This is a genomic window from Bradyrhizobium sp. 18BD, assembly GCF_054185225.1.
In genome coordinates this window covers 172,137-191,092 of sequence record NZ_JAVAYL010000010.1, presented here as the reverse complement: position 1 = coordinate 191,092, position 18,956 = coordinate 172,137, and the positions used below count along the sequence as shown (strand labels likewise).

18 protein-coding genes are annotated in these 18,956 nt (G+C 63.1%); 9 read left to right on the top strand and 9 right to left on the bottom strand.

The window, feature by feature from the left end:
• Positions 1 to 33: 33 nt before the first annotated feature.
• On the bottom strand, positions 34 to 837 hold the full coding sequence (locus RAD16_RS19825) for a helix-turn-helix transcriptional regulator (protein WP_458159582.1): 804 nt from the start codon (positions 835 to 837) through the stop codon (positions 34 to 36).
• 89 nt (positions 838 to 926) lie between these two features.
• On the opposite strand from RAD16_RS19825, the gene RAD16_RS19820 reads away from it, so the two are divergent.
• The 3 genes from RAD16_RS19820 (at position 927) to RAD16_RS19810 (ending at position 5,149) form a co-directional block, all read left to right on the top strand.
• The gene (locus RAD16_RS19820) at positions 927 to 1,496 is read left to right on the top strand and encodes a pyridoxamine 5'-phosphate oxidase family protein (RefSeq protein ID WP_458159581.1); all 570 of its coding nucleotides are present in this window, start codon (positions 927 to 929) and stop codon (positions 1,494 to 1,496) included.
• Between the two features lie 142 nt (positions 1,497 to 1,638).
• On the top strand, positions 1,639 to 2,712 hold the full coding sequence (locus RAD16_RS19815) for a TauD/TfdA family dioxygenase (protein WP_458159580.1): 1,074 nt from the start codon (positions 1,639 to 1,641) through the stop codon (positions 2,710 to 2,712).
• A gap of 259 nt (positions 2,713 to 2,971) precedes the next feature.
• Positions 2,972 to 5,149 carry a PQQ-dependent dehydrogenase, methanol/ethanol family gene (locus RAD16_RS19810; protein ID WP_458159579.1) on the top strand — a complete coding sequence of 726 codons (2,178 nt, stop codon included), beginning with the start codon at positions 2,972 to 2,974 and terminating at the stop codon, positions 5,147 to 5,149.
• 94 nt (positions 5,150 to 5,243) lie between these two features.
• Here RAD16_RS19810 and RAD16_RS19805 read toward each other — a convergent pair whose 3' ends face one another.
• Positions 5,244 to 6,041, bottom strand: coding sequence for a helix-turn-helix transcriptional regulator (locus tag RAD16_RS19805; protein WP_458159578.1), 798 nt, complete (start codon positions 6,039 to 6,041; stop codon positions 5,244 to 5,246).
• Between the two features lie 159 nt (positions 6,042 to 6,200).
• Here RAD16_RS19805 and RAD16_RS19800 point away from each other — a divergent pair, with 159 nt between their 5' ends.
• From RAD16_RS19800 to RAD16_RS19775, 6 genes are all read left to right on the top strand, one after another.
• Complete coding sequence (locus RAD16_RS19800) at positions 6,201 to 6,392, top strand: hypothetical protein (RefSeq protein ID WP_458159577.1); 192 nt, start codon at positions 6,201 to 6,203, stop codon at positions 6,390 to 6,392.
• A 246-nt stretch (positions 6,393 to 6,638) separates the two neighbouring features.
• Positions 6,639 to 6,809, top strand: coding sequence for a response regulator (locus tag RAD16_RS19795; protein WP_458159576.1), 171 nt, complete (start codon positions 6,639 to 6,641; stop codon positions 6,807 to 6,809).
• 285 nt (positions 6,810 to 7,094) lie between these two features.
• Positions 7,095 to 8,393: a glycosyltransferase gene (locus RAD16_RS19790; protein WP_458159575.1), complete on the top strand. Its 1,299-nt coding sequence runs from the start codon at positions 7,095 to 7,097 to the stop codon at positions 8,391 to 8,393.
• Positions 8,394 to 8,724: 331 nt separating this feature from the next.
• Positions 8,725 to 10,476, top strand: coding sequence for a SulP family inorganic anion transporter (locus RAD16_RS19785; protein WP_458159574.1), 1,752 nt, complete (start codon positions 8,725 to 8,727; stop codon positions 10,474 to 10,476).
• Positions 10,477 to 10,828: 352 nt separating this feature from the next.
• Complete coding sequence (locus RAD16_RS19780; protein WP_458159573.1) at positions 10,829 to 12,199, top strand: heterodisulfide reductase-related iron-sulfur binding cluster; 1,371 nt, start codon at positions 10,829 to 10,831, stop codon at positions 12,197 to 12,199.
• 437 nt (positions 12,200 to 12,636) lie between these two features.
• Positions 12,637 to 13,548, top strand: coding sequence for a heme-binding protein (locus RAD16_RS19775; protein WP_458159572.1), 912 nt, complete (start codon positions 12,637 to 12,639; stop codon positions 13,546 to 13,548).
• Positions 13,549 to 13,833: 285 nt separating this feature from the next.
• On the opposite strand, the gene RAD16_RS19770 is transcribed toward RAD16_RS19775, so the two are convergent.
• From RAD16_RS19770 to RAD16_RS19740, 7 genes are all read right to left on the bottom strand, one after another.
• Positions 13,834 to 14,058 carry a YodC family protein gene (locus RAD16_RS19770; protein ID WP_458159571.1) on the bottom strand — a complete coding sequence of 75 codons (225 nt, stop codon included), beginning with the start codon at positions 14,056 to 14,058 and terminating at the stop codon, positions 13,834 to 13,836.
• Between the two features lie 121 nt (positions 14,059 to 14,179).
• Positions 14,180 to 15,226, bottom strand: a complete 1,047-nt coding sequence (locus RAD16_RS19765) for a hypothetical protein (protein WP_458159570.1) — start codon at positions 15,224 to 15,226, stop codon at positions 14,180 to 14,182.
• Between the two features lie 300 nt (positions 15,227 to 15,526).
• A complete protein-coding gene (locus RAD16_RS19760) occupies positions 15,527 to 16,285 on the bottom strand; it encodes an HAD family hydrolase (RefSeq protein ID WP_458159569.1) in 759 nt (252 codons plus the stop codon).
• The gene (hemF, locus tag RAD16_RS19755) at positions 16,276 to 17,163 is read right to left on the bottom strand and encodes an oxygen-dependent coproporphyrinogen oxidase (protein WP_458159568.1); all 888 of its coding nucleotides are present in this window, start codon (positions 17,161 to 17,163) and stop codon (positions 16,276 to 16,278) included. Before hemF ends, RAD16_RS19760 begins: the two co-directional genes overlap by 10 nt.
• Before the next feature lie 41 nt (positions 17,164 to 17,204).
• On the bottom strand, positions 17,205 to 17,570 hold the full coding sequence (locus RAD16_RS19750; protein ID WP_458159659.1) for a 6-pyruvoyl trahydropterin synthase family protein: 366 nt from the start codon (positions 17,568 to 17,570) through the stop codon (positions 17,205 to 17,207).
• 17 nt (positions 17,571 to 17,587) lie between these two features.
• Positions 17,588 to 18,220: a 7-carboxy-7-deazaguanine synthase gene (gene queE, locus RAD16_RS19745; protein ID WP_458159567.1), complete on the bottom strand. Its 633-nt coding sequence runs from the start codon at positions 18,218 to 18,220 to the stop codon at positions 17,588 to 17,590.
• Positions 18,221 to 18,238: 18 nt separating this feature from the next.
• Positions 18,239 to 18,697 (bottom strand): tRNA (cytidine(34)-2'-O)-methyltransferase, encoded by a 459-nt coding sequence (locus tag RAD16_RS19740; protein WP_458159566.1) that lies wholly within the window; start codon positions 18,695 to 18,697, stop codon positions 18,239 to 18,241.
• Between the last annotated feature and the right edge of the window lie 259 nt (positions 18,698 to 18,956).

Genomic DNA, 18,956 nt, shown 5'->3' with positions numbered 1-18,956 from the left:
GTTCGAGCGTGTGGCCGGCGACCTTGATCCCCGTCATCGATCGCGTACGGGTGATGCAGGCAGCAGCATCGTCAGCCGATAGTCGGGCCAGCCCGCGAGCGACAGCGACACCTGCTGATAGTGCAGCAGTCCCATGGCCGGATGATTGAACGCGCGCTCGCCGCCTTCGCGTGCCAACACGCCCTGTGTCTCCCAGCAGCGCGCGAAGTCGGGGCTTCCGACGCGCAGTTCGTCGACGAGCCGGCGAACATCCGGATCATCGGAATAACCGCTCACCGCGGCGCGGAATTCCGCCACGACGCGATGCGCGCGGGACGTCCAGTCGAGGATGAGCGTTCGGGCCTCGGACCTGAGGAAGATGTAGCGCAACAGATTCTTTTCGCCGTCGGCATCGAGCCATCCCGCAAACAGGCTGGCGGCTTTCGCGTTCCAGCGCCGCGCCCCCCAGGTGCGATCGAGGATGTAGGCGGGACCGTCGATCGCATCGACGCAGGCCAGCACGCTCTCGGGCGGATCGTCCCTGTGGCCGGGCCTCTCGGGATCGCGCTTGCCCGCGACCTCGAACAGGTAGCTGCGCTCGGCGCGTGACAGGCGCAGTCCGCGAGCGAGGCGCGCCAGCGTCGCGGCGGAGACGGAGACGTCGCGGCCCTGCTCGATCCAGGTGTACCAGGTGGCGCTCAAGCCGCAGAGCTGCGCGACCTCCTCGCGTCGAAGGCCTGGCGTGCGCCGTCGTGGTCCGGCGGCGAGGCCGAATTCTGCCGGAGACTGGCGCTCCCGGAGCGCCCGCAGGAACGTGCTGAGGGAGAGCGCTGGAGAGATCGGGTCCTGTGCTTTCATGGTGGTATTTATACTAGGATAAGGTGTGTTCTTAAACCGGTACATTTGAAGTGTTAGTTCGGCTTGAACGCCGCGGAGGACGAACGGGCATGGGCAAGCAATTCGCAAAGATCGAACCGGAGCACGCGGCATTCATCGCGCAGCAGAAGATCTTCTTCGTCGCCAGCGCCCCGCCGAAGGGACGCATCAACGTCTCGCCCAAGGGCCTGTCCTCATTCGGGGTGCTCGGGGAGAATGACGTCGCCTACCTCGATTGCACCGGCAGCGGTAGCGAGACCCGCGCGCATCTGGTCGCCTCGCCGGACAAGCGGCTGACCATCATGTTCTGCGCCTTCGAGGGCGCGCCGATGATCCTGCGGCTCTACGGCCAGGGCCGATCGCTGATGCGCGGCACGCCGGACTACGACGATCTCATTCCGCAGTTCGAGGACGTCGCCGGCGCGCGCCAGATCGTGCGGCTCTCGGTCGATCTCGTGCAGACCTCGTGCGGCATGGGCGTGCCGCTGTTCGACTACAAAGAGGAGCGCGGCAGCCTCGTGCGCTACTGGACCAAGCAGGGTCTCGACAATCTCAGGAAGTACTGGCGGCTGAAGAACATGAAGAGCATCGACGGCCTGCCGACCGAGTTTGCGCCTGACAGCATGGTTCCGCCGGGCTGATCGATGCCGCCTATCGGCACGTGGGCGATATCCCGCGGTGTCAGTGCATCTGGCCTCGCCAAGTTGCAAACAAGCGGTCGGCACAATATCGTCGATGGTCCGACGTCCTGTCTGACGACCAATCTTCCCAGGAGCCAGCACGATGAATGTGGTCTCAGCGACCAGCGGGATCAATCGCCCGCAAGGGAAGATCGACATTCCATCGGCCTGGCTTGGTGCCGAGATGAAGGCCAATCCCGATCGATGGCTGATATCGCTTGCTCCCAGCGAAATCGCCGAGCTCGAGAGCGCGGCTGAATCATATCTTCGCAAAACCAAAAAGATCGCTGACATCACCAAAGAGAGCTTTCCGCTTCCCCGCTTCGGGGCGCACCTGGAAGAGCTCAAGACAACGCTGCTGGCTGGCCTCGGCTTCGAGGTCATCCGCGGCTTGCCTGTGGCAAACTACAGCCAGGAGTTTGCCGCGACGATATTTTGCGGCGTGGGCGCGCATCTCGGATCGGCGCGGTCCCAGAATGCAGCGGGTCACATTCTAGGTCACGTCCGCGACGTCGGCGCGGACGCGAGGGATCCGAACACCCGCATTTATCAGACGTCGGAACGACAGACATTCCACACGGATTCGTCCGACGTGGTCGGCTTGTTATGCATTCGCGAGGCGATGGAGGGAGGGGACTCTCTCCTCGTTAGTACCTCGACCATCTACAACGAGATGTTCGACAGACGTCCCGACCTTGCTGCCCTCCTGTTCGAGCCCATCGCGACGGACCGGCGAGGCGAGGTGCCGGAGAACCAAAAGCCATATCTCGAAATCCCGGTGCTGAATTGGCATGCGGGATTCCTGACCGGCTTCTATCAACGCCAGTACATCGACAGCGCGCAGCGCTTTCCCGATGCGCCGAGACTGACGCCTGTTCACGTCGAGGCGCTCGATCTGTTCGACGCGCTCGCAAATGACCCCGCGCTGCATTTCGACATGCGGCTGCAGCCGGGCGACATGCAGTTCGTCTACAATCATGCCTTGCTGCATGACCGGACCGGCTTCCGCGACTGGCCCAATGCAAGCCAGAAGCGTCATTTGTTGCGCCTCTGGCTCAGCATGGAAGGCGACCGGCCGCTGCCCGATTGCTTCAGGCAGCGCTACGGCTCGATCGAGATCGGCAACCGTGGTGGCATCATCACCAAGGGGACCAGTCTGAACGTCCCGCTGGATTGAAAACGCCTTAGCGCGGCTGTCGTGTTCGCTTGACTTCGGCGACCTGGAACTAGTTGCCGGCCGGGCTTGACTGCCGAGGGTTGAAGATTTTTTTCGAGGCGCCTTCGTTCGGCGCGGGACGCTTTCTTACAACTGCAATCGGGTCCGTCCGGACTGAAATGCTTCAGTAGCACCGTCGCGGCAGCTTTGACGCCTCATCTCAACGGATGCGGGCGCTCGCACGCATCCTGGTCTCGACGTGTGCGGAAGAAGGTGAAGCATGGGACGATCCAACACAGCGTGCCAATGGCCGGAAAACGAGTCGGGCAATCGGTTCAACATCCAGATCGCCTTCCGCCGGATCCGTGTCGTTCTATCCCTCCTCAGTCTTTCCCTCTCGTCCAGTGCTTGGGCGCAGACCGGGACCAGCGCGGCGCCGGACCGCATCAAGGCGGATATGGCGCGGGTCGACAGCGATTTCATCAAGGCCAATACGACAACATCCAGGGACTGGCCGACCGTCGGCCTCGACTACGCCGAGACGCGGTTCAGCAAGCTCGATCAGATCAACACCGACAACGTCGGGAGTCTCGGCCTCGTCTGGAGCTACAATCTTGAATCATCGCGCGGGATAGAGGCAACGCCCCTCGTCGTCGACGGCATCATGTATCAGGCGGCACCCTGGAACGTGGTCCATGCCATCGACGCGCGGACCGGGACAAAAATCTGGTCGTACGATCCGGGCGTTGACCGCTCAAAGACCTATCGGGGTTGCTGCGACGCTGTCAGCCGCGGCCTCGCCCTCTACAAGGGCAGGGTCTTCGTCGCCGCCTATGACGGACGCCTGATCGCGCTCGATGCCGCGACCGGGGCCAAGGTCTGGGAAACGGACACGCTGATCGATCACGCGCATTCCTACACGATCACCGGCGCCCCGCGTGTCTTCAACGGCAAGGTCGTGATCGGCCAGAGCGGTGCCGAATACGGTGCGCGCGGATATATCACGGCGTATGACAGCGAGACGGGTCATCAACTCTGGCGCTGGTTCACGGTGCCCGGGGATCCATCGAAGCCGTTCGAGGACGCGTCGATGAAAGCCGCGGCGAAGACCTGGGATCCCGCCGGCAAATATTGGATCAACGGGGGCGGCGGCACGCCGTGGGACTCGATCACGTTCGATCCCGACCTGAACATGGTTTACGTCGGCACCGGCAACGGCGGTCCCTGGAATCGCAAGCTGCGCAGTCCGTCGGGTGGCGACAATCTCTATCTCGCCTCCATCGTCGCGCTCAACGCCGACACCGGCCAGTATATCTGGCACTACCAGGAGACGCCCGGCGACAATTGGGACTATACCGCAACCCAGCCGATGATCCTGGCCGACATCGAGATCGACGGCGTGCCGCGCAAGGTGATCCTGCACGCGCCGAAAAACGGCTTCTTCTTCGTCATCGATCGCACCAACGGCAAGTTCATCTCGGCGAAGAACTTCGTCGATGTGAATTGGGCGACGGGATACGACGCCAACGGACGGCCGATCGAACTGCCGGCGGCGCGCGACGCGGATCAATACGAGTCCATTCCGGGACCGGACGGCGCCCACAACTGGCAGCCGATGTCCTTCAATCCGCTGACCGGCCTCGTCTACCTTCCGGCGCAGCACATCCCGGTCAATCTGACGCCGGAAAAGTCGTTCGTGCAGAATGCCGCTGCGCCAGGCAAGCTCGGCTCCATCATGGGCGGGAATATCGGCTTCGTTTTCAACCCGCCGACGTCGGCCCCATTCGGACGTCTGCTCGCCTGGGATCCCGTGCATCAGAAGGAAGTCTGGCGCGTCGAGCACGTGTCGCCGTGGAACGGCGGCACGCTGACCACCGCCGGCAATCTGGTTTTCCAGGGGACGGCGGATGGCCGCTTCGTCGCTTATGACGCAGCAAACGGAACCAGGCTGTGGGACATCCCGACCGGGACCGGCGCGATGGCGGCTGCCGCAACCTACATGGTCGGTGACAGGCAATACATCTCGATTGCGGTCGGCTGGGGCGGCTCCTACGGCCTTGCTCATCGCGCGACCGAATACCAGAATCCCGGAACGATCTACACCTACGCGCTCGGCGGCACGGCGAAGCTGCCGGCGTTCGTCAAGTATCAGACCGAAGGTCTGCTGCAGGGCGTGAAGTACGACCCGAAGGACATCAGGGAGGGCGGGGAGATCTATGTCACGGCGGCCTGCGTCGCCTGCCACGGCGTGCCCGGCGTCGGCCGCGGCGGCAACATCATCAATCTCGGCTATGTCGGCGCCGACACGATCAACAATCTGAGAGACATCGTCTTCCACGGTCCATTCCGCGACCGGGGCATGCCTGACTTCAGCGGCAAGTTGAGGGAGGGCGACATCGCGAAACTCCAGGCCTTCATCCAGGGCACTGTTGATGCCATCAGGCTCAACAGCAAATGACGAGCAAGCCGTGATCACGGGTGGACCGGCGATGATCTCGGCGGCGGCAAGGCAGCCGATCACTTGGATGGCCCCGGCCCAAACCGCGTCCCGATCATCGCAGCTTGCCGAGCCACAGCGCGGTGAGCGCCGCGCGATTGCGCACGCCGAACTTGGCGTAGATCGACTTGACGTGGAAGTGCGTGGTGTTCGGGCTCTGGTTGAGCTTCTGCGCGATCTGCTTTTCCGTGTGCCCGTCGAGCAGCGCGAGCAACACCCTGCGCTCAGTCGGTGTCAGGGGCGCGTTGGCGATGAGCAGACCGTGGCTGAGCAGTTGTTGCCGGTGAAACCATCTCAACCCGCGCATGGTGAAGCCCAGGCGCTGGGCGTCCTGCGCCGAGAAGCGGGGGGCCTGTGCGTCGCGAAACACGAACAGGCGAATCCTCACGTCGTCGTTGAGGGCCATGCGGACGGAAATGCTGTCGGCGAAGCCGACGTCCAGATAGTGCCGCCGATAGTGCTCGCCCTCGAACCATTCCGGAGGCAGCGCTTCGAACAGCAGGCGGACGCGGAACGGCTCATCTCCCGACATGGAAAGAATCTGGGAGAGGTCGACCTTGTCGGACCAGAGCGTGTCGTACTGCTTCTGCACCGATGCGGCCACCGCCGGTATCGGGTCCAGCACGCGGACGAGGCGCGGACGCCAGCCGAGCAGGGGATCGGCCCGCCTGGACGAAGGCAGCCGCACGACCACGCCCCACAGCGCATTGCGTGCCGACAACATGCCGCACAGTGCCGACAGCAAATGTGTCAGTGCGGCGTCGCCGTCGCCGACCGAGAAGTCGGCGAGTCGATCCCAGAGTGCGTAGACTTCTTGATTTTGCGGACCGGAGGAATCCGTGGAGAGCGGCATGTCGTTCCCAAAGCGTGTGCAGGTCGCCGACCTGCGTGACCTTCATAAGGTACGGCGGACCACCTTTCTAGGTGGTTTTCAGACGCATCGCGTGACGCGATATTCGGCGCGGGGGCTGGGGACGGGTTCTCCGGCCGTAACGATAGTCGGAGATCAGCGATGCGCACAGCAACGGGCACGCGCCGGATCGAGAGGTCCGACGACGACCGGACGGAGAGGCGATGGCGCCTCGGCTTTTTTGTCGCCTTGTCATGCGCTGTCCTGATGGCACTGGCAGCGTTCGCGCGGGAGCCGCCGGCCAGCATGTCGATCCGCCCGACGGGTCCGATGCCGGGCGTCAGCGTCCCCTGATCGAGCCGCTTTTCAGCACGTTTCCTTGGCTTTGAAGTTTGATTTGCGTTGGACCATTTCATGATCCAGACCGCCAGCGATCGGGCATTCTTGCTCGTGGTGATTTCAGTCTGCCTTGGAGCGTGTTTCGTCTGGGCCTTTTGAGAGATCGAACAAGCGCGCAGACATCGACAGCAGCAGCGCGAGTTCGTGCGAGCGGCGCGGCGCTCGATGGTATCAAGCCGATAGCGCCGCCTGGAGGTTGCCATGCGGGCTCTCGTCACGGCCGCCATCGCAAACGCTTTCGTGCGCGCGTTTCCCGCATCGTCGCTGCGATTGGATCTCCTCAGGCAGATCGCGTTGCTCTGCGGAGCTGTTCTGTTCGTGTGGTTGTTGTCGCTGACCGCAGGGTTGGATCTCAGCGCCGGATTCTTCTAGCCGATGCGAAGCGCCTGTCGCACGATGAGTTGCGATCGCAGGGCGCGATGAACGAGCTGCGGAGTGCGGATTGAGGCTCATATGTCCGCTTTGCGTCCGCATGCGGTCGTCATCCTTACAGATGTAACCATCCCGCTCCGAAGAGACATCGTTCAGTAGCGCGCGCCGCTTCATTCTCGGCGCGGTCCACGCGGACACGCGCGTGGCCAAGCGCCTGTCCGGAAGCCCGCCTTGCGTTGCCCAGGATGGATCGCGTGCCAACCTGCGTGACGGAAAGGCTCTGTGATGTCGTACGATTTTCTGCTGGCCTCGTGGGGAACCCTCGGGAATCTCAGCCCGATGCTCACTGCGGCGCGGAGGCTGCATCGAAACGGACACCGCGTCCGGGTGATGGCGGATCCGGCGATGCGCTCCGAGGTCGAGGCCTCCGGCTTTGCCTTCGTCACATGGCGCCACGCGCCGATCGGAACGGCTGCGGATCCGGTCGATGTCTCGGACATCCAGGACTTTCTGCGCCGGGCCGTCTTTGATCCTGCTGCGCTCTATGTGGCCGATATCCTCGATGAGATCGGCCGTATGCCGACGGATGCCGTGCTCGTGCTTGACGCGCTGTTCGGTGGCGCGCTCGGGGCGGAGGCATCCGGCGTGCCTTTCGCGCTCCTGTCACCTCATGTCAGCCTTCGGCCGCTGCCGGGAATGCCGCCGGTCACGACAGCATTGAGCCAGCCGAGAACGGCTGAGGAGCGCGCCGAAGTCGATGCCGCCAATGCAAGGCAGGCCGAAACGATCAATGCGTTCCTGCCGGATCTCAACCGCATTCGCGCCGATCTCGGTCTTCCGCTGCTGGCTGATGTCTTCGACCTGTTCGATCGCGCCGACCGGCTCTTGCTCGCGACCAGCCAGGCGTTCGACTTCCAGGCGGATACGCTGCCGGACAATCTCCGCTATGTCGGGCCACTGCTCGATGTCCCGAACTGGTCCAGATCCCTGCAGGCGGAGGCATGGCGAACGCCATGGCCGGCGCGATCGGATCGTCCTCGCGCGCTGATCGCATGCAGCACGGGCGCGCAAGGTCAGCGCGACATGTTTCAGCGCATCATCGACGCGATGGCAGCGGTCGAGATCGATGCCCTCGCAACGGCCGGTCCCAATCTGGACGTCGCCGATCTCGAGGCGCCGAACAATGTGCATCTGATCCGGGGCGCGCCCCATGACCTCGTCATGAAGGATGTGTCCGTGGTGATATCGCAGGGCGGCCACGGCACGACCACGCGTTCGCTCCTCAACGGACTGCCGCAGCTCATTCTGCCGATGGGCCGCGACCAGGCCGCCAACGCCGCGCGCATCCAGGCAAAGGGAGCGGGGCTTCAATTGCCGCCAACCGCCTCCGCAGCGGAGATTGCCGCGGCAGTGAACCGGTTGATCGCGGAGCCGCAATTCAGGATGGCCGCTCGTCTCATCGGCGAGGCCATCAAGGCCGATATCGATCGCTCCAGCCTCGTCGACGAGATGGAGGCGATCGCCGCCGCAGGCCGCGCGGCAAGGCAGCAACCGCAGCAACGAGTGCTTCGCAAATCGGCCTGACAGTTCACGAAGCTGCGCGACGCAGTCCGTTTCAAGCAGGAATGGCGGTGGCGATGCGCTTGATGCGCCCGCCATCGTCGTCTCCGTTCTCAATGAGCTCCGGCACGAAGCGCCCTGGCAGCGCCTGCTTGGTGCACGCGACCAGTCGCGCTGCCAATGGTTGAGCCGACCTTCAAGAGGCCACCTCCGCAAGTATTGATCTTGATCAATGGCCTTCCAGGCGATTGCTGAACTCGATTAACTCCCAATCAATAAAACCCTGCTGCGGCGCAGCAGGGTCGCGCGACGAACTGCACGGCAGATGCAACGTCGCCTGCGGGAGTGACGGCTGATGAAGCACTGGCTGCCAGGACTCAAGACGCTCCGCCGCTACGAGGCGGCCTGGCTCCCGCACGATATCTTTGCCGGTCTCGTCTTGGCGACAATGCTGGTCCCGGTCGGCATTGCCTATGCTGTCGCATCGGGCTTGCCTGGCATCTACGGCCTTTACGCAACGATCGTGCCGCTGCTGGCCTATGCGTTGTTCGGCCCGAGCCGCATCCTCGTCCTCGGACCGGACTCGGCGCTGGCGGGAATTCTCCTGGGCGTCATTGCGCCACTGGCGCAGGGCGATCCCATGCGCGCCGTAACGCTCGCCGCCATGATGGCGATCGTCTCGGGGGCGGTTTGCATCCTCGCAGGCATCGCGCGTCTCGGCTTCGTCACCGAGCTTCTCTCCAAGCCAATCCGCTACGGCTACATGAACGGCATCGCGCTGACGGTCTTGATCAGCCAGCTGCCGAAGCTGCTCGGCTTTTCCATCGACACTGAAGGGCCGCTGCGGAGCCTGTGGGCGATCGCCAAGGCGATCCTTGCAGGAGAGATCAACTGGGTCGCGTTTGCGATCGGGTTCGCCACGTTGATCGTGATCCTGCTTCTCAGGAACAGCAGGCTGCCGGGCATCCTGATTGCGGTCGTCGGCGCCACGATCATCGTCGGGGCGCTGGATCTTGGAACGCTGCATGGCGTCAAGGTGCTGGGTCCGCTTCCCCAGGGGCTGCCGCGCTTCGTCATCCCATCGATGACCGCCAGCGACATCGTGCCCGTGGTGCTCGGCGGCTGCGCGATCGCGATGGTTTCCTTCGCCGATACGAGCGTGCTTTCACGGGCCTATGCCGCGCGACTGGGAGATCGGGTCGATCCCAACCAGGAAATGGTCGGGCTCGGTGCCGCCAATCTGGCGGCCGGATTTTTTCAGGGCTTCCCGATCAGCAGCAGCAGTTCGCGGACGCCTGTCGCCGAAGCCGCCGGGGCCCGCACGCAACTCACCAGCGTCGTCGGCGCGCTTGCCATCGCCTTGCTGCTGCTGGTCGCGCCAAGTCTGCTTCAGCATCTGCCGACCTCTGCATTGGCCGCCGTCGTCATTGCGTCAGCTCTTGGCCTGTTCGAAATTGCCGACCTCAAGCGGATCTATCGCATCCAGCGGTGGGAATTCTGGTTGGCGATCGTCTGTTTCGTCGGCGTCGCCGTGCTCGGCGTGATCCAGGGGATCGGTCTTGCGATCGTCCTCGCAATCATCGAATTCCTGTGGGATGGTTGGCGCCCCCACTCGGCAATATTGGGGCGCGCCTACGGCGTGAAGGGTTATCACGACATCACACGATATCCGGATGCACGACGGATCCCCGGGCTCGTCCTGTTTCGCTGGGATGCGCCGTTGTTCTTCGCCAACGCCGAGTTCTTCAGGGAACGCATCCTGGAAGCCATTTCGACGTCACCAACACCGGTGCGTTGGCTCGTCGTCACCGCAGAGCCCGTGACGAGCGTGGATGTCACCGCCTGCGACGTGGTGGCCGAACTGGATCAGACGCTGCACGCGCAGGGTATCGAGCTCTGCTTCGCCGAACTCAAGGATCCCGTGAAGGACAAGCTGAAAAGATTTGGCTTGTTCGCGCAACTCGGAGAGCACTACTTCTTCCCGACCATCGGCGTCGCCGTCTCCCGCTATCTCGAAACCAACCATGTGGAGTGGGAGGACTGGGAGGACCAGCCTGTGCAGGCCCCGGAGCCGGTCGCGAACCGAAATGCGAAATCCGGCCCCTAGCCGGGATTTCGGTCCTGCAGTGCGCGATTACGGCAACAGTGCACTATTGTTCCGCTTTCGAGCCGACGAGAGTGGCTGGCGTCATTGAGGGCGCTGTCATCGTAATACCCGCCGAATGGGCATTTACGCCGGGACCTAGGATCGAGCGTCGTCCAGGCGTCTACTCACACACGTTGGTTTCCGAGCCGAAACCGGACGTCGCTCCACTTGGTCTTCATCGACGGCATATGGCCCCGAAGGCGACAAATCCCGATTGCGGGCCTGCTCGTGTACAGCTCGCCATTTGTGGGTTAGGTTCCGAAGTTGTCATGTGCCGCACGTAGCTGATCCGTCAGCAGGTCTGGAGCTGGTCATGCAGCCGATGAATGAGGTCCCATTCGAGACGACCCTCGCTGAATATGTCGAAGAAATGCTCGATGCCTGTACGCGATGCGGGAAATGCGTCGAGGCTTGTCCGAGTGTCGAGCCGGCCGGCATCTTGGGTACAAAGTCCGAAGACATCATCGGCGGCATCCTCGAACTGGTACGTACCGGCACCGGCCCGGAAGCGTCGCGCAAATGGGCGCAGTCCTGCATGCGGAGCGGAGCTTGCATCAAGGCATGCGACTATGGCGTCAATCCGCGTTTCTTGCTGAGCATGGCGCGGCTTGGCATCGCGAAGGCGGACAATGAGCTGGCGGAGCGACGCCGACAGGGTGTCGAGAAGTACCGCGACGGCAGTCGTGGAGTGAGTGTGCTTTCGCGCCTGCAACTCGATACGGACGTGCTCGAACGACTGGGTCAGAAATCGGCGTCGGTCTCCACGTCCGTTGAGGCGCCGGATTTCGTGTTTTACACCGGCTGCAATGTGCTCAAGACGCCGCACATCGCCTTGCTTGCTCTCGATATAATGGATGCGCTCGGCGTCAGTTACCAGGTGATGGGCGGACCGAGCCATTGTTGCGGCATCCTCCAACTTAAGTCTGGGGACGCAGAGATGGCCGGTCGTATGGGCTCGAGTACGATGGAAAAGCTGTCGCACTCTAACTCGGGGCAGGTGATCTCCTGGTGCCCGTCGTGCTACGTCCAGTACACGGAAACCATCCTGCCAACGGTGGAGCGGCAGCGTGGCTCCCGCCCGTTCGAGATGAGTCCGTTCATGCGCTTTCTCGGTGACCGGCTGGCGCAGCTAAAGCTGTTCCTTCAGCGCAGGGTCGAAATGCGGGTCGCGCTGCACAAGCATCCTGGCGTCGCCGGCGTCGTGGAAGCCGCCGCTGAAATCTTGACGGCGATCCCCGGTATCGAACTCGTTGATCTGAACCAGCCGGCGGTGGGCTTGCAGAGCGTGGATGTCGGCGCACTTCCAAAGTTCAAGCGCGAATTGCAGCTTATGGAACTTGAGGCGGCGCGCGATGCAGGTGTCGATGCACTGGTCGCGGTCTATCATTCCGATCATCGCGAACTGTGCGCGCACGAACGCGACTGGCCGTTCCGCATCATTAATATTCTTGAAGTGGTTGGCGAAAGCATGGGCCTGCATCGGCACGATCGCTACAAAGAGCTCAAGATCGTGCAGGACGCCGACCAGATCGTCGCCGACTGCAGCGACTTGATCGCAAAGCACTCGCTTGATCCCAGCAATGCGCGTGACGTGGTGGTGAAGGTGCTGCTTGGCGACCAACCGCTTCCCCTGAGGGGTGCCGCGCTCCCAGAGCCGCGCGCCGGGGGTGTGGCGCCGTCGTAGCAGCTTGACGTCGCCTGTTGGCCCCGTGTCCGACCTCAACCGAGGGCGCTGGTAGATCCGCTTCCTAAGCGTAACCGGACCACGGTCATGCTGTTCCTCAGGGCAGCCTTTGGACCCAATTCGGACTTGGTGGGGATTCGCGGTGAACCTCTCCGCCCATGCTTGGACCTAACCATTGGGCTCTCGGAATTATTAGGTCATTGTCGCTGTCACGAAAGTGACTGCAGAACAAGACTGGTGATGATGACATTTCCCCCGAGGGCGTCGAGGCTTCGTGGTCTCACGAACCTCATGCCTTCGTTAATTGCGGTTGTCAGTTTTATTTTCTGGTTTCCAAGGGGGACTGGAGAAACTCGGCGCATCTCTGGGAATTCGCGCAGGCACGATGGGGCCGCGCTTTCTTTATCGATCACCCATCACACCAGAGGAGCAGCACAATGAACGTCAAACGGCGAATCCTTTCATGTTCGATCAGCGCTCTTGGTATCATAGTGACTTTGCCGGCCCTTGCGGATTGCTCCGCTCTGCCAGATTTTTCGCAACTTCGTTCAGCGCTTGCCGGCGCCATTACACCTGCGGCGGGCCCCAATGGCGGTCTCGGCTTTCACATGTGGGGTACATTGGTTGCCAATGACGGCACGGTGTGTGCTGTCGCGTTCTCGGGCAGCCAAGGCACCTCGCAATGGCTAGGCAGCCGCGTGATTTCCGCCCAGAAGGCAAATACCGCGAACGACTTCAGTGTAGGTCGCAACGCGACACCTCCCGGAAGCTTGTTTCCAACCGGTCTTGCCTTATCGACCGCCAACCTATTCACTGCCGTGCAGCCAGGTGGCAGCCTCTATGGACTGCAGCATAGCAATCCGGTCGATACGGCAGTCGCCTACGGTAACCATCCACCGCCTCCCAGCAACGGAATCAGCACAGCAAACTTCAACCCGAGCGGCCCATCTAGTGGTTCCTCATTTGGCACGCCGAACGATCCGATGGTTGGCCGACGCGTTGGCGGTGTGAACGTGTTCGGCGGCGGCCTGGCGCTCTATCGCAACGGGGCCAAGGTCGGCGGGGTCGGCGTTAGCGGCGACACTTCCTGCACCGATCATATGGTGGCGTGGCGGGTCCGAAATGCTCTTGGGCTAGACCAACTGCAGGGCGTCAAGGGCGTGGCGGATCCGGCACATCCCGACAACATCATCTTCGACATCACTCCAAACGCTGACGGGACCGGCGGTACAGGACAGGCACCCAACGGACAGGGCGGCGTCGGCCACAGCGCTGGCGGCTTTGGCCATCCGAAGTGCCTGAACAATCCTTCGGACGCTGCCGTGGCTGGTCTTCCGCCCGTGAAATGATGGTTGTGATGACGCGGGAAGCGCGTGCCGCTTCCCGCGTTTGACGCCAAGTGGCTTTGAAGGGGCGAGCCTGGTCCGCTGGTACAACGACCAGCTAAGCATTAGATCCCGCCTCGCTTCTCGGGCAAAGCCGTCGATCCAGTGCTATTGCCCGGCGCATCTGAGTCCGCTGGCCCCTTCTCCGACATCCGGCGATGTCCGCTATTGTGCCGTTGTTGGCAGCGTAGCGGACATCAGGCGCGCTAGAGCGGGGCCCCCCAATCCAAGCTGGATGCGATCCGGTGCCTACTCGTCGTCCTCGCCTTCGTCGTCATCCTCGTCTTCGTCTTCCTCCTCCTCGTCGGGGTCCTCTTCCACCTGCACGAGCGTGGCCAGCGGGAGCGTCTCGCGGAACAGGTCGCCTTCCATGCCCATCCAGAGGCAGAGGACGTCGTCCTCCTTCACTTCCGCAACGGTCAGCGGCTGGCCGCCGGATTTCAGCATCACGACATCGCCGGCTTTCAAGTCCATGGATTGTCCTTTCGAGTTGATCGACGCGGCGGAGAGGCTAGCAGGCGGTCATGACACGCCGATCACGCCAGCTGGGCGTGCGGCGCGGGGCGTTTTCATCGCGGCCTTGTGTGCACCGGTCTCAGCTGCGCTCGTTCTTGACCGGCTGGATCGGCAGGCACTCGTTGCTGAAATAGCCGACGGCGTCGCGCACCACCGGCACATGGCAGACGAAGCCGGTCGGCCGGTATCGCACCCTGATGCGGTCGAGCTGCGCCATGGTCAGCGTCATGAACGCATCGAGCCGGCGGGCCTGAAGCTGTAGCCTCTGCTCGCTGGTGAGCGGCGGCTTCTTAGCGTCCGGCTTGGGATCGTTCGGGGCGTCGCTGCTCGATGCCAGCGCGCTCGTTTGGCCACGCAGCGCCTCGAAGCAATGGTTCATGACGAGAACGTGGTGTTTGGCGCTCCACCAGTTGAGGGCGACGACCTTCTGCAGAGGGTCGATTGCTCCGTCCGGCAGCCGGGCGCATAGGGGGACATAGGCCTTCGGTCCGTTGGCGGTCGGGTCGTTGCAGAGTTCTTCGCTGGGACGCCCCGGATCGCTTCCGTTGTAGGCTTCGCCCTTGAATTGCGGAAGGTTGGCCTCGGACTCGCAATCGAAATTGTACTTCGTGAGCAACGTTGCCGTCAGGGGATCCTGGTCGAGCGTGTGCTCGGCTGCGGCATCGCGGTATATGTCGCTGGGCCAATCGATGTAGATCTCCGCCTTGCGCGCGAAGATGGCGCCATTTCGCCGCAAGGTCGCGCGAGCCTTCCAATAGTCCGCAAGTGGTTCGAGGGTCTTTGTGTCCACGGGTATGAAAGCGGGACTGGCTTGCGCTTTCATCGAGCCGAGCCGCGCTGGCAGAATGTTCTCTTGCAGCATCTGCACTTCGGCGAATGCGTCTGAAATCTCGATGAAAGTATCTGTCGCCTTCTGCATGTCGGCCTTGGCCTGCTCGCCGACCTTCTGCTCGTAGGAGTTCAGATATTGGAAGTATCCGCCGAGGAAGCCGGTCAGCAGGGTGACGGCCGTCAATCCCTTGGTGACCGACAGGCGGCTGTCCCATGACTGGATCTTCTGCCAGACGCCGGGGGCGTCGGCCGCAGGTTGCGTGCGTTCCGTGTCCTTCGGGGTGTCCTGCTCCATCGTTGCCTCCAACTCACGCCACGCCCCATGGAGCGAGGGTACCGCAATTCCGGATTGCAGTTTGTGAGGCAGTTCACTTGAGGTGGGGCAGGGACATTGTCGGACATCGCGCGGCATCGGCTTGCCGAGCAAGCGCGTGCGGCTCACGCGGGAGGCTTGAAGGGGGTCATCGCGGGTTTGGCGACGATGCCATCATGCTCCTGTTTTGCCCGACGGAGCAAGCGATTTCGCTAAATCCGCAAGTCATTGATTTTGCAGCAGCCGTCTACTGTGCATGGGGTTGTTTTCGATTTTTTTGCGTTAGACGGGCTCCGGCACCAGCTCGGTCAGCGAGCGGATGATGCGGTCGGGCTTGATGGTTGAACCTTCGGGCAGGCCGTCGCCGTGCACGTCGATCCAGATCGCGTAGATGCCGAGGCGTTGCGGCGTCACGACTTCCCATTCGAGATTGTCGCCGATCATCCAGGTGTCCTCGGCGGTGACGCCGAGCGCGTCCATCGCGTGCAGATAGGCGCGCTCCTCGGGCTTGCCGAAACCGTGCTCGCCCTCGATCTGGATGTGGTCGAAGCGATGCGCCAGCTCGAAGCGCTCGACCTTGGCGCGCTGCATGTCGGCGGCGCCGTTGGTCACCAGCGCGAGCTTGATGCCGAGGGTCTTCAATTTGTCGATCGCCTCATGCGCGCCGGGGAACACGAACATCTCCTCCTCGCGATAGGCGGTGAAGCGGTCGGCGAGGCGAATGGCGAGATCGTCGGGCAGGGCGCGGTAGCCGGCCGCGGCGAGCGCGGCAAAGCCGCCCTTGACCGTCAGGTGCCGCGCCTCGGCGAGCCTCATCCGCCAGGAGGCGTCGGCGTTGGCCCAGAAATTCTTTGCGAAGGCGAGGACGGTGGTCGCGACCTGATGCGGCGGCAGCGGTGCAAGCTCCTCGGCAAACTCGGTCGCGATCGTGTTCCAGGCGATCTCGGGCCGGCCATAGGCCGACAGGATGGTGTCGTCCATGTCGATCAGCATGGCGCGCGGCAGCGGCTTCGAATTCGGCTTCATCGTGCTTATGGCCATTTCACCTCCGGCGGCAGCGACGACAGGATGGAGTCCACATTGCCGCCGGTCTTGAGTCCGAAAATCGTACCGCGGTCGTAGAGCAGGTTGAACTCGACATAGCGTCCGCGCCGGATCAACTGCTCCTCGCGATCCTCAGTGGTCCAGGCGCTCGCGAAATTACGCCGGACAAGCTCGGGATAGATCTTCAGGAAGGCGCGGCCGACGTCCTGCGTGAAGGCGAGGTCGGCATCCCAGTCGCCGCTGTCATGCCAGTCGTAGAAGATGCCGCCGACGCCGCGCGCCTCTTTCCGGTGCGGCAGGTAGAAATATTCGTCACACCATGTCTTGTACTTGTCGTAATCGGCAACGCCGTTGGGCTGGTCGCAGGCCTCCTTCATCGCGGCATGAAAGGCGAGCGTGTCGGTGTCATCCTGCGTGCGCCTGCGCTCGAGCACCGGCGTCAGGTCCGCGCCGCCGCCGAACCAGGCTTTCGTGGTGACGACGAAGCGCGTGTTCATGTGCACGGCAGGCACGTGCGGATTGCGCAGATGCGCAATCAGCGAGATGCCGGAGGCCCAGAATTTCGGGTCTTCCGCCGCGCCCGGAATCTGCGCACGAAACTCGGGTGCGAACTCGCCGTGCACGGTCGAGCAATGCACGCCGACCTTCTCGAACAGGCGGCCGGTCATCATCGACATCACGCCGCCGCCGCCCGGCGCGCCGGTGTGGTCGGTGCGCTGCCAGGGCGTGCGCTTGAAGCGGCCGGCCTCACCCGGATAGAGGCCTTGCGGCGCGTCGTCCTCGAGCCGCTCGAAGCTTGCGCAGATGTCATCGCGCAGATGCTCGAACCAGGTTCGGGCGCGGCCCTTGCGGTCTTCGATTGCTGAAACGTCCATGTTCATTCCAATGCGGACTGCCTGTTGCCCACCCTACGATTTCATTCTTGCGGACCGTAATAGGTGCAGCTCTCGTTGCAACTGTCGCGGTGGATGCTGACGCGGGTGAGCGTGCCGATATGCGCTAGCCGCTCCCAGACGAAGCGCGACAGGTTCTCCAGCGTCGGTGTGCCCAGCGCTTCGATCTTGTTGAGGTACTTGTGGTCCAGCGTCAGGCGCACCTCCTCGATGGCGCGCTGGAGCAGGCCGAGATCGACCACCATGCCGGTCTTGGGATCCGGCGTGCCGCGGACCGTCACCTCGGCGCGGAAGGAGTGGCCGTGGATCTCTTCGCTGGCGGCACCAAACGTCGTCCCCGACAGCGAATGCGCCGCCTCGAAGCGGAACGATTTCGTCAATTCCCACATCTGTTCGAAAACCAATCCTATCTGATGCCGAGCGACTTGTGCGTCTGCACGCTCAGCCGCCATTGCGGATGGCGCAGGCAATAGTCGATCGCGCGCGCGGTGTTCTGGATGACCTCGGGGCCGTCCATCGGTTGCAGCGAGAAGCGCTCGAAGGCGAGGCCCTCGAAAGTTTCGGGTGCGGCGAGCGCCTGCGGGTAGACCAGCTTCAGCTCGTGGCCGCGGCGCAGCACCAGCTCGCTGCCGCCCTTGGGGCTGACGCAGATCCAGTCGAGCCCTTCCGGAGCGGCAATCGTGCCGTTGGTCTCGACGCCGATCTCGAAGCCGCGCGCATGGAGCGCGTCGATCAGGTCGGCGTCGACCTGCAGCAGCGGCTCGCCGCCGGTCAGCACCGCGTAGCGGTTGTCGGCGGAGGCGGTCCATTGCGCGGCGATGGTGTCGGCGAGCTCCGCGGCGGTTACATAGCGGCCGCCGAACGTGCCGTCGGTGCCGACGAAATCCGTGTCGCAGAATTTGCAGGTCGCATCCTGCCGGTCGGACTCGCGGCCGCTCCAGAGGTTGCAGCCGGCAAAACGGCAGAACACCGACGCGCGCCCGGCATGGGCGCCTTCGCCTTGCAGGGTCAGGAAGATCTCCTTGACCGCGTAGCTCACTGATCTCTCCTCAACAGGTCAAACTTGCAGGTTCCGGGTCTGCCGCAGCGCTTCGCCTGCGGCCATCGCCGCGGTCATGGCGACATTGAGCGATCGCAGCCCCGGGCTGATCGGGATCACCAGCTGCGCATCCGCAGCCTCGACCACCGCGTCGGTGACACCGGCGCTCTCGCGCCCGAATAGCAGGATGTCCGACGTCTGGTAATGAAAATCGCGGTAATCGGTGGCGGCCTTGGTCGTGAACAGGATCAGGCGGTAGCCCTGTGCCGCGCGCCAGTCCTCGAATTTCGTCCAGGAGTCATGCCTGACGATACTGACATGGTCGAGGTAATCCATTCCCGCCCGGCGGAAATGCCGGTCGGAGATCGGGAACCCTGCCGGTTCGATGATATGGGCGGCGATGCCCAGGCAGGCGCAGAGCCTGAGAATCGTGCCGGTGTTCTGGGGAATGTCGGGTTGGAAAAGTGCGATCTGCATGGGTGGCGGCGGCTTGGTTGTGGGCCGGAAATGTCTCAATAAAACATCGCTGGCCGCGGAATTCGTGCATTGCACGCTTCCCCGCCGTTAGCGGGCTTGCGCTCGCCCGGCAAGGGTGCCAATAGAACGATTCTGGACTGCTGTTTTCGCCTTGTTTTGGTGGGGACAAGCGAAGTTCTGCCGCCGCGGGGGGCCGCGGGCGCCGGCAGCACTGTTCCAGGGACCTTTGGGGGGCCCCTGGAGCGGTTCCACCGGCAGC